Here is a 12,597-nt window from a genome sequence, read left to right as displayed (position 1 = left end):
CGACCGGTGTGTTCCGCGCCACTACCGTCGGAGCGTGACTGTGATCGTGACCGAAAGCCTCAGCAAGCGGTTCCCCAGGGTGACCGCGCTCGACCGGCTCTCCCTGGACATCGGGCCCGGTGTGACCGGACTGGTCGGTGCCAACGGGGCCGGCAAGTCCACCATGATCAAGATTCTGCTCGGTCTCTCCCCCGCCACCGAGGGCCGCGCCGAGGTGCTGGGCCTGGACGTCGCCACCAGCGGCGGCGCCATTCGCGAGCGGGTCGGCTACATGCCCGAGCACGACTGTCTGCCGCCCGACGTCTCGGCCACCGAGTTCGTCGTCCACATGGCGCGGATGTCCGGGCTGCCGCCCACCGCCGCGCGGGAGCGCACCGCCGACACCCTGCGCCACGTCGGTCTCTACGAGGAGCGGTACCGCCCCATGGGCGGCTACTCGACCGGTATGAAACAGCGGGTCAAGCTCGCCCAGGCGCTGGTCCACGATCCCAAGCTGGTCCTGCTCGACGAGCCCACCAACGGCCTCGACCCGGTCGGCCGGGACGAGATGCTGGGCCTGATCCGCCGCATCCACACCGACTTCGGGATCTCGGTCCTGGTCACCTCCCATCTGCTCGGCGAGCTGGAGCGCACCTGCGACCATGTCGTCGTCATCGACGGCGGTCGGCTGCTCCGCTCCAGCTCCACCAGCGACTTCACCCGGATCACCACCACCCTGGCGGTCGAGGTCACCGACTCCGACACCCACCCCGACGGGGCGGCGGCGCTCCGCGAGGCGCTGGTCGCGGCCGGGATCACCCTCCACCCGGGCACCGAGGAGGGCCTGCCCGGCGCCGGGCACGTACTGCTGCTGGAGGCCACCGGCGAGGAGACGTACGACACCGTCCGGGACGCCGTCGCCGGGCTCGGGCTCGGCCTCGTCCGGATGGAACAGCGCCGCCACCACATCGCGGAGGTCTTCCGCCCCGGCGCCGCGTCCGGCACCCATGAACCGACCCCGGCCCCCGGCGTCAACCCGACCCCGGCCCCCGGCGCCGCGTCCGCCACCCATGAACCGACCCTGGCCCCCGGCGCCGGCCCCGCCCCGGTCACCAGCCCGGCCCCCGGCGCGGCCCCGGCCCCCGGCGGGGTGGCCGCCCCCGGCGGGGCCGCCGTCCCGGCGCCGCCGACCGCCCCTGTGCCAGCGACGGACCCGACGGAGGCGCGGCCCCAGTGAGCACCCCAGTGAGCAACCACAGCACCAGCAGCCGCAACACCGGCAACAGCAGCAGCGGCAATCACACCAACCAGACCCGTATCCACAACATCGGCTACCGCGACTACGACGGACCGCGCCTCGGCCGCGCCTACGCCCGCCGGTCGCTCTTCGCGCAGTCCCTGCGCGGCGCCTACGGGCTCGGCCGCAGCGCCAAGTCCAAGGTCCTGCCGATGATCCTGTTCGCGGTCATGTGCGTGCCCGCGCTGATCGTAGTGGCGGTGGCCGTGGCCACCAAGGCGGCCAAGCTGCCGATGGAGTACACCCAGTACGCCATCTTCACCCAGGCGCTGATCGGCCTCTATCTCGCCGCCCAGGCCCCGCAGTCCGTCTCCCGCGACCTGCGCTTCCGGACCGTGCCGCTGTACTTCTCGCGCCCGATCGAGCGCGTCGACTACGTGCTCGCCAAATTCGCCGCGATGGCGGCCGCGCTTCTCATTCTGACCGCCTCGCCCCTGCTGATCCTCTACATCGGATCGCTGCTGGCCAAGATGGACTTCGCCCAGCAGACCGGGGACTTCGCCCAGGGACTGGTCTCCGTGGTCATTCTCTCCGTGCTCTTCGCCGGGATCGGCCTGGTCCTGGCGGCCCTCACCCCGCGCCGGGGGTTCGGTGTCGCCGCCGTGATCGCCGTCTTCACCCTCTCCTACGGCGCCGTCTCCACCGTCCAGGCGATCGCCTGGAGCGCCGGGGCGCTGGGCGCGGTCGAGTGGCTGGGGCTGTTCTCCCCGATCACCCTGGTCGACGGGGTGGGGTCCGCCTTCCTGGGCGCCACCTCGTCCTTCCCCGACCAGGCGGGGCCGGGCGCCGGGACCGGCGTCGTCTATCTGCTGGTCGTCCTCGCGCTCGTCGCCGGCTCGTACGGCATTCTGATGCGCCGCTACCGAAAGGTCGGGCTGTGACCACGATCGACATCGACCACGTCTCGCGGTGGTTCGGCAATGTCGTGGCCGTCAACGACGTGACCATGACCATCGGCCCCGGGGTGACCGGACTGCTCGGCCCCAATGGCGCCGGCAAGTCCACCCTCATCAATATGATGGGCGGCTTTCTCGCCCCCTCCACCGGCGAGGTCACGCTCGACGGCAAGCGGATCTGGCGCAATGAGTCGGTCTACCGCGAGATCGGTGTCGTCCCGGAGCGGGAGTCGATGTATGACTTTCTCACCGGCCGCGATTTCGTCGTCGCCAACGCGGAGCTGCACGGGCTCGGTGCCAAGGAGGCCCAGCGGGCGCTGGCCACCGTGGAGATGGAGTACGCCCAGGACCGCAAGATCGCGACGTACAGCAAGGGCATGCGGCAGCGGGTGAAAATGGCCTCGGCCCTCGTCCACGAGCCGTCGGTGCTGCTGCTCGACGAGCCGTTCAACGGCATGGACCCACGCCAGCGGATGCAGCTGATGGAGCTGCTGCGGCGGATGGGCGCGGAGGGCCGGACGGTGCTGTTCTCCTCGCACATCCTGGAGGAGGTCGAGCAGCTCGCCTCGCACATCGAGGTCGTCGTCGCCGGACGGCACGCGGCGAGCGGCGACTTCCGGCGGATCCGCCGGCTGATGACGGACCGGCCGCACCGCTATCTCGTCCGCTCCAGCGACGACCGGGCGCTGGCCGCCGCGCTGATCGCCGATCCGTCGACGGCGGGCATCGAGGTCGATCTGACCGAGGGCGCGCTGCGGGTCCAGGCGGTCGACTTCGGCCGGTTCACCGAACTGCTGCCCCGGGTCGCCCGGGCGGGCGGCATCCGGCTGCTGACGGTCTCGCCCTCGGACGAGTCGCTGGAGTCGGTCTTCTCGTACCTCGTCACGGCCTGAAGGGAGCCCACGACCTCATGTACAACCCCACCGTCGCCCGGCTCACCTACCGGAGCCTGCTCGGCCGCCGCCGGGCCGCGATCCTCTTCGTCCTGCCGGGACTGCTGCTGCTCATCTCGGCCGCCGTACGGCTCTTCAACGGCGCCGACGACCAGGTCGCCGCCGATGTCCTGGGCGGGTTCGCGCTCGCCACCATGGTCCCGCTGATCGGGGTCATCGCCGGTACCGGGGCCATCGGGCCGGAGATCGACGACGGCTCGATCATCTATCTGCTGTCCAAGCCGGTGAAGCGGCCCACCATCATCGTCACCAAGCTCTTCGTGGCCGTCGCCGTCACCATGGCCTTCTCGGCCGTCCCCACCCTCATCGCCGGAATGATCCTCAACGGCAACGGCCAGCAGGTGGCGGTCGCCTACACGGTCGCCGCGCTGATCGCCTCGATCGCCTACAGCGCGCTCTTCCTGCTGCTGGGCACGGTGAGCCGGCACGCGGTGGTGATCGGCCTGGTCTACGCCCTGGTCTGGGAGACGCTGTTCGGCAGCCTGATCGAGGGCGCCCGCACCCTGAGCGTCCAGCAGTGGGCGCTGGCCGTCGCCGAGAAGGTCAGCGGGGGCGGGCTGGTCGCCTCGGACGTCCGGCTGCCGGTCGCGGTGGTGCTGCTGGCGGTGGTGACCGTGGCGGCCACCTGGTTCGCGGGCCAGAAGCTGCGGGGACTGAAGCTGGCCGGCGAGGAGTGACCCCGGCGGACCGGGGCGCCCGCCCCGCGCCTGTCCGGGCGCGCGACGCGGCCTCCGCCGTTCGCTGAGCGGGTACGGGACCTCCCGCCGGGAGGCCCCGTACCGCTGTCGGTCCCGTTCCGCTGGCGGTCTTCACCGCCGCTGGTCCCGTTCCGCTGGCGCGGCGCCCGGCCGGTTTCGGCCCTGTCCGGACTTCACGCCGGTCTGACGGAGTGGTCGGCACACTTGCGGTACGTCCGCATACGTCGTACGGCATACGTCGTACGGCATACGTCATATGGCATAGGTCGTACCGTCGTACGTCTCCCGCACCCGCGACACGGAGAAACGGAGGAGGTGCGCCCGTGGACGGTGACACTCCCGCCGGCGCCGAGGATCCGAAGGCCCGGGACGGCTCGCCCGACTGGGACGAGGTCGAGTTCGACCAGGACTTCATCCGGGGCGCCGGGGCCACCGAGCCCTCGGCCCGGGCCCGGATGCTCGCCGCCCGCTGGCGGGACGGGGCGCCCGAGCCGCAGCCCTGGCGCTCCGACGAGCCACCGGCCGGCTGGTTCTGGAGCCGCGCCCGCCGCCGCAGGCGGCGCAAGGGCTGACCGCGACCGGGCGGGGCCGGGGCCGGAACCGCACCCCGCTACACCCGGCGGTCCCGTGCTGCCAGCAGGCCGATCACCAGCGCCGTCGCGCAGACCACCAGCACCAGGGCGAGCGGTACGGTCCAGTCCCCGGTCGCCTGGTGCACCGCGCCGGCCGCCAGGGGCCCGGCGGCCGCCAGCAGATAGCCGATCGTCTGGGCCATCCCGGAGAGCCGGGCGGCCGTCAGGGCGTCCCCGCTGCGCAGCACGATCAGTGTCAGGGCCAGACCGACCGCCCCGCCCTGGCCGATGCCCAGCACGCCCGCCCACAGCCAGGCACCCGACACGGGCGCCACCATCAGCCCCACGTATCCGCCGGCCACCAGGGCGGTGACCAGGGCGACCAGGGGCCGCTGACCGCGCATCCGGCCCGCCAGCAGCGGCACCAGGAAGGCCCCGGCGACCTGCACCAGGTTGTTGAAGGCGAAGATCACACCGGCCGTCGAACGGCTCATCCCATGGTCGGTGAAGATGGTCGGCATCCAGGCGATCAGTACGTACGACCACAGGGACTGCAGCCCCATGAAGAGGGTGACCTGCCAGGCCAGTGCCGAGCGCCAGACGCTCCGGGTGCCGGTCGCGGGGGCGACCCGTACCTCGTGTCCGGTACGGCCCCGGGCGATCAGCACCTGGGGCAGCCAGGCCACCGCCGCCACCGCCGCGAGCAGCGACCAGAAGGCCAGCGACGCCTGCCAGCTGCCGCCGAACGCCTGCTCCAGGGGGACCGAGGCGGCGGCCACCACGGTGGCGCCCGTGATCATGGAGCCGGTGTAGACGGAGGTCATGGACGCCGCCCGGTCCGGGAAGTCCCGCTTGATGAGCCCGGGCATCAGCACGTTCAGCAGGGCTATCGCGGTGCCGACCAGGACGCCGCCGCCGTAGAGCGCGTACACCGAGGGCAGCACCCGGACCAGGATGCCGGCGGCGAGCAGCGCCAGCGCGCCGAGGAGCACCGGCTCGCTGCCGAACCGCCGTGCCAGACCCGGCGCCACCAGTGAGCCGACACCCAGGAAGAGCACCGGCACGGAGGTGACCAGCGAGCCCGCGGTCGAGGACAGCCCGAAGGACGCGCTGATCTCACCGAGCAGCGGCGAGACGCTGGCCAGCGCCGCGCGCATGTTCAGCGAGGCGAGCACGATCCCGACGAGCAGCAGCGCCGGATGCGCCAGCAGGGCCCGCCGGGCGGCGGTACCCGGTGGCGAGGGCCGGACATCGGCCTCCGCGTCGAGCAACAACTGATCCGTATCCGGGCGTGACAAGTCCCAGCACCTTTCCCACACAAGCCCCCGACCACCGACAACAACACCCCCCGGACCCCGACCCCCGGACTCCCGGTCCCTTGGCGGGGCCTCCACCCCCGAGCCGGCCCCCACCGCCCCCGGCCCCCGGACCGAACCCCCCTACTGGCCCCGGGCCTCCGGGCCTCCGGACCGGCTCCCGGACCACCCCCGAAGGCAAGCCCTCCGCCTACCCCCCGCCGGTCAGCGCCCCGCCGCCGCCCGGACCGCGGCCAGCGGCGCCCGCAGCAGCTCCCGCGCCGCCGCCTCCGCTGCCTCCGGATCACCGGACTCGATCGCGGCCACCAGCGCCTCGTGGGCGTCCAGGTCGACCGGCGGCATGGAACGGTCGCCCAGCGCCTCGACCAGGTGCTCGTGGACCTGTGTCGAGAAGAACCGGTACACCTCCGTGAACGCGGCGTTGTGGGTGGCCTCGACCACCGCCCGGTGGAAGGCCAGGTCCGCGTCGGCGTTCCGGTCGCCCTCCTGGCGGAGCGTCACCAGGGCCGCCCGCAGCAGCGACAGGTCATGGGCGTCCCGGCGGGCGGCCGCCAGCCGGGCGGCCTCGGTCTCCAGCGCCACCCGCAGCTCCAGCACGTCCAGCGCGCCCGCCGCCCGCACCGAGCGGAGCACGGCGGCGGGGTCGGCGGTGGAGCGGACGAAGGTGCCATGGCCCTGGCGGGACTCCAGCAGCCCGGCGTGCACCAGCACCCGGACCGCCTCCCGGACCGTATTGCGCCCCACGCCGAGCTGTTCGGCCAGGTCGTGCTCGGTCGGGATGCGGTCGCCCACCGCCCATTCGCCCACGGCGAGCTGGCCGCGCAACTGCTCGACCACCCCGTCGACCAGCGAGATCCGCCCCGCTGCCCGCAACGCCGCCATCGCGCCCAGCCCCTTCCGTACCGTCCCGCGCCCAGCCCCCGGAATCACCCGGTTGCCCGGTCATCCTACAAATAGCGCCCGATCATTCTGCACCCCGCCCCCGCAGGCTTACTGTGGACCGGCGCCGGCCCCACCGCGAAGGGCAGGCTCCGCACGGCACACCCGGATCGCCCGGACTCTCGTATCTCTCGCAATCTCTCGCAATTTCGCAGGATCTCGCGCAATCTCTCGAATCTCGCGGATTTTCTCGGACCCAGGGGAGCAGCCATGTCAGACCGCTTCGACGTCGTCGTGCTCGGAGCAGGCCCCGGCGGCTATGTCGCCGCCATTCGCGCCGCCCAGCTGGGCAAGCGGGTCGCGGTGGTGGAGGAGAAGTACTGGGGCGGTGTCTGCCTCAACGTCGGCTGCATCCCCACCAAGGCGCTGCTGCGCAACGCCGAGCTGGCCCACCTCTTCACCCACGAGGCCAAGACCTACGGCATCCAGGTGGACGGCCAGGTCTCCTTCGACTACGGCGAGGCGTTCCGGCGCAGCCGCCGGGTCGCGGACGGCCGGGTCAAGGGCGTCCACTTCCTGATGAAGAAGAACGGCATCACCGAGTTCACCGGCCGGGGCACCTTCCTGGACGACCACACCCTCCGGGTGGACAAGGCCGACGGCTCGGAGAGCACCCTCACCTTCGACCACTGCGTCATCGCGACCGGTGCCACGCCCCGGCTGCTGCCCGGCACCCGGCGGAGCGAGCGGGTGGTGACGTACGAGGAGCAGATCCTCGCCGAGGACCTGCCGGAGTCGGTCGTGATCGCGGGCGCCGGGGCGATCGGCGTCGAGTTCGCCTATGTGCTGCACAACTATGGTGTGAAGGTCACCATTGTCGAGTTCCTGGACCGGATCGCCCCGCTGGAGGACGCGGACGTCTCGGCAGAGCTGGCGAAGCAGTACCGCAAGCTCGGTATCGACGTCCTCACCGCCACCAAGGTCGAGTCCATCGACGAGTCGGGCCCCCGGCTGCGGGTCACGGTCGCCGGCAAGGACGGGCAGCAGCGGGTGCTGGAGGCCGACAAGGTGCTCCAGGCGATCGGCTTCGCGCCGAATGTCACCGGGTACGGCCTGGAGGCCACCGGGGTCCGGCTCACCGAGCGCGGTGCCATCGAGGTGGACGGCCGGTGCCGTACGAGCGTCCCGCACATCTTCGCGATCGGCGATGTGACGGCCAGGCTGATGCTGGCCCACACCGCCGAGGCGATGGGCGTGGTCGCCGCCGAGACCCTCGCGGACGCCGAGACCATGGAGCTGGACTATCCGATGATCCCGCGCGCCACCTACTGCCAGCCGCAGATCGCCAGCTTCGGCTGGACCGAGGCGCAGGCGAAGGAGAAGGGCTTCGACGTCAAGGTCGCCAAGTTCCCGTTCATGGCGAACGGCAAGGCGCACGGGCTCGGTGACACCACCGGCTTTGTGAAGATCATCAGTGACGCGACCCACGGTGAGATCATCGGCGCGCATCTGATCGGCCCCGATGTCACCGAGCTGCTGCCCGAGCTGACCCTGGCCCAGCAGTGGGACCTGACGGTTCATGAGGTGGCCCGGAACATCCACGCCCATCCGACACTGGGCGAGGCGGTCAAGGAGGCCGTGCACGGACTGGCGGGACACATGATCAACTTCTGACGCCGGGGGCCCGGGCGCCCGAGCCCCCCGAAGAGCCGGCCGGCCGGCCGTCGTGACAGGACCGGCCGCCCGGTGCGCCGGGCCCGGGCGGTCCCGGCCGCCGTCGCGAAGGCTCCGGGCGAACCCGGAAAAACCGGTGGAGACCCGTCCCGTCAAGGGGCACAGTGAGTGCGGCACCGGCCGTGCGGTGCCGGAACAGGGCGGGGGTGACCGCTTCGAGCGCGCGACTTCGCGCGGGTCACCCCCGTTTCCGGCCGGCCACCGGCAGAAGCCGCGCAGGCCGCAGACAGGCGGCAGGCGGCAGGAGCTGGACCACCACCGGCAGACGGCAGAAGCAAGGCCGCCGGCCACTGGCAGACGGCAGGAGCCGGACCACTACCGGCCGCCGACAGGAGTCAAGCCACCGGCAGACGGCAGGTCTCCCGGGGACCGGCCGACTCCTCCCCGGCCGGCAGGTCTTCCGGAAGCCGGGCCGTTGACGGCCGGCAGGAGCTCCGGGGACCGGCCGCCGAGAGCCGGCAGGAGCCACGGACGGTCGGCCTCCGGGCCGGCCGCGGGCGGCTCAGCGCGCGCCCGGCCGCCCGGTCAGCAGTTCCTCCAGCGTCACCGCGATGCCGTCCGCGTCATTGGCGGCGGTGATCTCGTGCGCCACGGCCTTCAGCTCGTCATGGGCGTTGGCCATCGCCACCCCGTGCGCCGCCCAGCCGAACATCGGGATGTCGTTGGGCATGTCCCCGAAGGCGATGGTCTCCGCCGCCTTCACCCCCAGCCGCCGGGCGGCCAGGGAGAGCCCGGTCGCCTTGGTCAGCCCGAGCGGCAGCAGCTCCACGACACCCGCGCCGGCCATCACCACGTCCACCAGACCGCCGACGACCCCGCGCGCCAGCCGCGCCAGCTCGTCGTCGTCCAGCTCCGGATGCTGGATGTACACCTTGTTGAGCGGGGCCGCCCACAGCTCGGCTGGGTCCTCGAACGGCCGCACCGGCAGCGGGCCGTCGTGCAGCCGGTAGCCGGCGCTCACCAGCACCTCGCCGTCCAGCCCGTCCCGGCTGGCCGCCAGCGCCAGCGGGCCCGTCTCGGCCTCCAGTTTGGCGAGCGCCAGTCCGGCCAGCTGCCGGTCCAGGGTGACCGAGGTCAGCAGCCGGTGCTCGCCCGCGTGGTAGACCTGCGCGCCCTGGCCGCAGACGGCGAGACCGTCGTACCCGAGGTCGTCCAGGATGTGCCGGGTCCACGGCACCGAGCGCCCGGTGACGACGATGTGCGCCGCGCCCGCGGCCGTGGCGGCGGCGAGCGCGTCCCGGGTACGCGCGGAGACCGAGCTGTCGGAGCGCAGCAGCGTCCCGTCCAGATCGGTGGCGACCAGTTTGTACGGGAAGGTGCTCACTTGGCGAGGGGCTCCAGTACGTCACGGCCGCCGAGGTACGGGCGGAGCGCCTCCGGCACCCGGACCGAACCGTCCGCCAGCTGGTGGTTCTCCAGGATCGCCACGATGGTGCGCGGTACGGCGCAGAGCGTGCCGTTGAGCGTCGCCAGCGGCTGCACGCTCTTCTTGCCGTTCCGGTCGTCACGCATCCGGACGGAGAGCCGGCGCGCCTGGAAACCGTCGCAGTTGGAGGCGGAGGTCAGCTCGCGGTACTTGCCCTGGGTCGGGATCCACGCCTCGCAGTCGAACTTGCGGGAGGCGGAGGCGCCCAGGTCGCCGGTGGCCACGTCGATCACCTGGAACGGCAGCTCCAGCGAGGTCAGCCACTGCTTCTCCCACTCCAGCAGCCGCTTGTGCTCGGCCTCGGCGTCCTCCGGGGCGACGTACGAGAACATCTCGACCTTGTCGAACTGGTGCACCCGGAAGATGCCGCGGGTGTCCTTGCCGTAGGTGCCGGCCTCCCGGCGGAAGCAGGGCGAGAACCCGGCGTACCGCAGCGGCAGCCGGTCGGCGTCGATGATCTCGTCCATGTGGTACGCGGCGAGCGGCACCTCGGAGGTGCCGACCAGGTAGTAGTCGTCCTTCTCCAGGTGGTAGACGTTCTCGGCGGCCTGGCCCAGGAAGCCGGTGCCCTCCATGGCGCGCGGCCGGACCAGCGCGGGCGTCAGCATCGGGACGAACCCGGCGGCGGTCGCCTGCGCGATGGCGGCGTTGACGAGCGCGAGTTCCAGCAGCGCGCCGACCCCGGTCAGGTAGTAGAAGCGCGAGCCGGACACCTTGGCGCCCCGCTCCATGTCGATGGCGCCCAGCGCCTCGCCCAGCTCCAGGTGGTCCTTGGGCTCGAAGCCCTCGGCGCCGAAGTCCCGGACGGTGCCGTGCGTCTCCAGGACGACGAAGTCCTCCTCGCCGCCGACCGGTACGTCCGGGTGGACCAGGTTGCCGAGCCGGAGGAGCAGCCGCTTGGCCTCCTCGTCGGCCTCGTGCTGCGCGGCGTCGGCCGCCTTGACGTCCGCCTTCAGCTGCTCGGCCCGCTGGAGCAGCTCGCCGCGCTCCTCGGGGGACGCCTTGGGGATCAGCTTGCCGAGCGCCTTCTGCTCGGAGCGGAGTTCGTCGAAGCGGACGCCGGACGACCTGCGCCGCTCGTCGGCGGAGAGCAGGGCGTCGACCAGGTCGACGTCCTCTCCACGGGCGCGCTGGGAGGCGCGAACACGGTCGGGGTCCTCACGGAGCAGGCGAAGGTCAATCACCCCACCAGGCTACCGGGGCGGCAGGGGCGCCCCCACCCCATAACGGCGGCCGTGGAGACCTGGGTGCCGCGACGAGCGCTTCGATAGCCATCGAGCGCTTTCCGGGGAATGAGGGTAATCGCGAATTTGGAGACATTCGCCCTATTTGCCCTCCGGTCCCTTTTCCTTCTGTTCTCTCCCGGCACGCCCGGGGGGTGCGGCCGGCCGACGCGCCCGAGTGGTGCGGCCGGCGGTGCGGCCGGGGGGTGCGGCTGGACGCCCGGGCGGCCGGGCTGAGGGCGAGTGGGGATCACTCCGCCCGCCCCTCGGCCCGGAAATCCACAGGAGGGGGAGATTCCCGAAAGTTATCCACAGGCTGTGTGGAGACTCCCCCCGGGGCACTCGGGCGCCGGAATTGATCATTCCAAGAGTTGAAGCGCACCCTGAGAATCCTTGACCAAACCGCCCTCATCCGCTCATTCGGGTGGGAATTCTTCACCTGAAGGGGGTGATTGCCGGAATTGAGGTGACGTGATCTTGAAAGGTTCGGCAGAGGGCGTTTCTCCATCGCCCGCGATGGCGTGCCCCATAGAAGCTGATTTGTCGACCTTGCCACGAGCCGGGTTGTCGACTTGTCCCCAGGTGGAGAAGGCGCCCTGTGGATAACCCGTACGCCGCTTCGCCCGGCCCGGCGCGTCCGCCGGACGCGTCTGCCAGACGCTTCCGTCCGACTCGGACTCGGACTCAGACGCGTCCGTCCTGGCAGCGGGCCAGCCAGTCCGAGGCGGCCGTGAAATCGCCGTCCGAGGTGCCGGGGCGCGGAGCCGAGACCTCGCCCGGCGTCACACCCGCCCTCGGGTAGGAGCCGAGGAACCGCACCTCCGGGCAGATCCGCTTCAGGCCCGTCAGCGCCTCCCCGACCCGCCGGTCGGAAATGTGGCCCTCCGCGTCGATGGCGAAGCAGTAGTTACCGATTCCCGCACCGGTCGGCCGGGACTGGAGGAGCATGAGGTTCACCCCGCGCACGGCGAATTCCTGGAGCAGTTCCAGCAGGGCGCCCGGGTGGTCGTCGCGCTGCCAGATCACCACCGAGGTCTTGTCCGCGCCGGTCGGTGCCGCGGGCCGGGCCGGCCTGCCCACCAGCACGAACCGGGTCTCGGCGTTCTGGGCGTCGTGGATCTCGGTGACCAGCGGCTCCAGGCCGTACCGGGCCGCCGCGAACTCCCCGGCGAAGGCGGCGTCGTACCGCCCGTCCCGCACCAGCCGGGCCCCGTCCGCGTTGGAGGCGGCCGACTCCCAGACGGCGTCCGGCAGGTGGGCGCGCAGCCAGTTGCGCACCTGGGGCTGGGCCACCGGGTGGCCGGTCACGGTCTTGACGGCGGACAGCTCGGTGCCGGGCCGGACCAGGAGCGCGAAGGTGATCGGCAGCAGTACCTCGCGGTAGATCATCAGCGGCTCGCCCGACGCCAGTTCGTCGAGGGTCGCGGTCACCCCGCCCTCCACCGAGTTCTCGATCGGCACCAGGGCGGCGGCGGCCTCCCCGCTGCGTACCGCGTCGAGCGCGGCCGGCACCGAGACCATCGGCGCCAGCTCGCGTGTCGCGGCCTCCGGCAGCGTCCGCAGGGCGGCTTCGGTGAACGTGCCCTCGGGGCCGAGGTAGGTGTATCGCGTGGCCGACATACCG

11 protein-coding genes are annotated in these 12,597 nt (G+C 72.0%); 6 read left to right on the top strand and 5 right to left on the bottom strand.

The annotated features are described in order from the left end of the window. The first annotated feature begins 40 nt into the window (after window positions 1-40). The 5 genes from NX801_RS05640 to NX801_RS05620 all read left to right on the top strand — a co-directional run bounded on the left by NX801_RS05640 (window position 41) and on the right by NX801_RS05620 (window position 4,395). Entirely contained in the window at window positions 41-1,216 is a 1,176-nt protein-coding gene (locus tag NX801_RS05640) for an ABC transporter ATP-binding protein (protein WP_258786113.1), read from the top strand. 80 nt (window positions 1,217-1,296) lie between these two features. Next, on the top strand, window positions 1,297-2,157 hold the full coding sequence (locus NX801_RS05635; protein ID WP_258786109.1) for an ABC transporter permease subunit: 861 nt from the start codon (window positions 1,297-1,299) through the stop codon (window positions 2,155-2,157). After that, complete coding sequence (locus tag NX801_RS05630) at window positions 2,154-3,065, top strand: ABC transporter ATP-binding protein (RefSeq protein ID WP_258785869.1); 912 nt, start codon at window positions 2,154-2,156, stop codon at window positions 3,063-3,065. Before NX801_RS05635 ends, NX801_RS05630 begins: the two co-directional genes overlap by 4 nt. Window positions 3,066-3,082: 17 nt before the next feature. Further along, complete coding sequence (locus NX801_RS05625) at window positions 3,083-3,802, top strand: ABC transporter permease (RefSeq protein ID WP_258785868.1); 720 nt, start codon at window positions 3,083-3,085, stop codon at window positions 3,800-3,802. Window positions 3,803-4,146: 344 nt separating this feature from the next. After that, on the top strand, window positions 4,147-4,395 hold the full coding sequence (locus NX801_RS05620) for an SGM_3592 family protein (RefSeq protein WP_258785867.1): 249 nt from the start codon (window positions 4,147-4,149) through the stop codon (window positions 4,393-4,395). A gap of 38 nt (window positions 4,396-4,433) precedes the next feature. Here NX801_RS05620 and NX801_RS05615 read toward each other — a convergent pair whose 3' ends face one another. Together NX801_RS05615 and NX801_RS05610 are read right to left on the bottom strand one after the other, a co-directional pair. Continuing rightward, window positions 4,434-5,693, bottom strand: a complete 1,260-nt coding sequence (locus NX801_RS05615; protein WP_258785865.1) for a CynX/NimT family MFS transporter — start codon at window positions 5,691-5,693, stop codon at window positions 4,434-4,436. A gap of 222 nt (window positions 5,694-5,915) precedes the next feature. Then, the gene (locus NX801_RS05610; protein WP_258785864.1) at window positions 5,916-6,593 is read right to left on the bottom strand and encodes a FadR/GntR family transcriptional regulator; all 678 of its coding nucleotides are present in this window, start codon (window positions 6,591-6,593) and stop codon (window positions 5,916-5,918) included. 267 nt (window positions 6,594-6,860) lie between these two features. Here NX801_RS05610 and lpdA point away from each other — a divergent pair, with 267 nt between their 5' ends. After that, window positions 6,861-8,264: a dihydrolipoyl dehydrogenase gene (gene lpdA / locus NX801_RS05605; RefSeq protein ID WP_258785863.1), complete on the top strand. Its 1,404-nt coding sequence runs from the start codon at window positions 6,861-6,863 to the stop codon at window positions 8,262-8,264. 562 nt (window positions 8,265-8,826) lie between these two features. Here lpdA and NX801_RS05600 read toward each other — a convergent pair. The 3 genes from NX801_RS05600 to pheA all read right to left on the bottom strand — a co-directional run bounded on the left by NX801_RS05600 (window position 8,827) and on the right by pheA (window position 12,593). Continuing rightward, complete coding sequence (locus NX801_RS05600; protein ID WP_258785861.1) at window positions 8,827-9,648, bottom strand: HAD family hydrolase; 822 nt, start codon at window positions 9,646-9,648, stop codon at window positions 8,827-8,829. After that, window positions 9,645-10,934: a serine--tRNA ligase gene (serS, locus tag NX801_RS05595; protein ID WP_258785860.1), complete on the bottom strand. Its 1,290-nt coding sequence runs from the start codon at window positions 10,932-10,934 to the stop codon at window positions 9,645-9,647. The genes NX801_RS05600 and serS overlap by 4 nt, the downstream gene beginning before the upstream one ends. A 723-nt stretch (window positions 10,935-11,657) precedes the next feature. Beyond that, complete coding sequence (pheA, locus tag NX801_RS05590; RefSeq protein ID WP_258785859.1) at window positions 11,658-12,593, bottom strand: prephenate dehydratase; 936 nt, start codon at window positions 12,591-12,593, stop codon at window positions 11,658-11,660. Window positions 12,594-12,597: the final 4 nt, after the last annotated feature.

It is taken from the genome of Streptomyces pyxinae, from assembly GCF_024756275.1.
Taxonomy (GTDB): Bacteria; Actinomycetota; Actinomycetes; order Streptomycetales; family Streptomycetaceae; genus Streptomyces; species Streptomyces pyxinae.
Note: the sequence above shows the minus strand (reverse complement) of the source record. Positions and strands in the feature narration are given on the sequence as shown.

Coding starts and splice junctions, on each gene's coding strand:
- NX801_RS05625 (WP_258785868.1), top strand. CDS start 3,083: ATGTACAACCCCACCGTCGCCCGGCTCACCTACCGGAGCCTGCTCGGC.
- NX801_RS05610 (WP_258785864.1), bottom strand. CDS start 6,593: ATGGCGGCGTTGCGGGCAGCGGGGCGGATCTCGCTGGTCGACGGGGTG.
- lpdA (WP_258785863.1), top strand. CDS start 6,861: ATGTCAGACCGCTTCGACGTCGTCGTGCTCGGAGCAGGCCCCGGCGGC.
- pheA (WP_258785859.1), bottom strand. CDS start 12,593: ATGTCGGCCACGCGATACACCTACCTCGGCCCCGAGGGCACGTTCACC.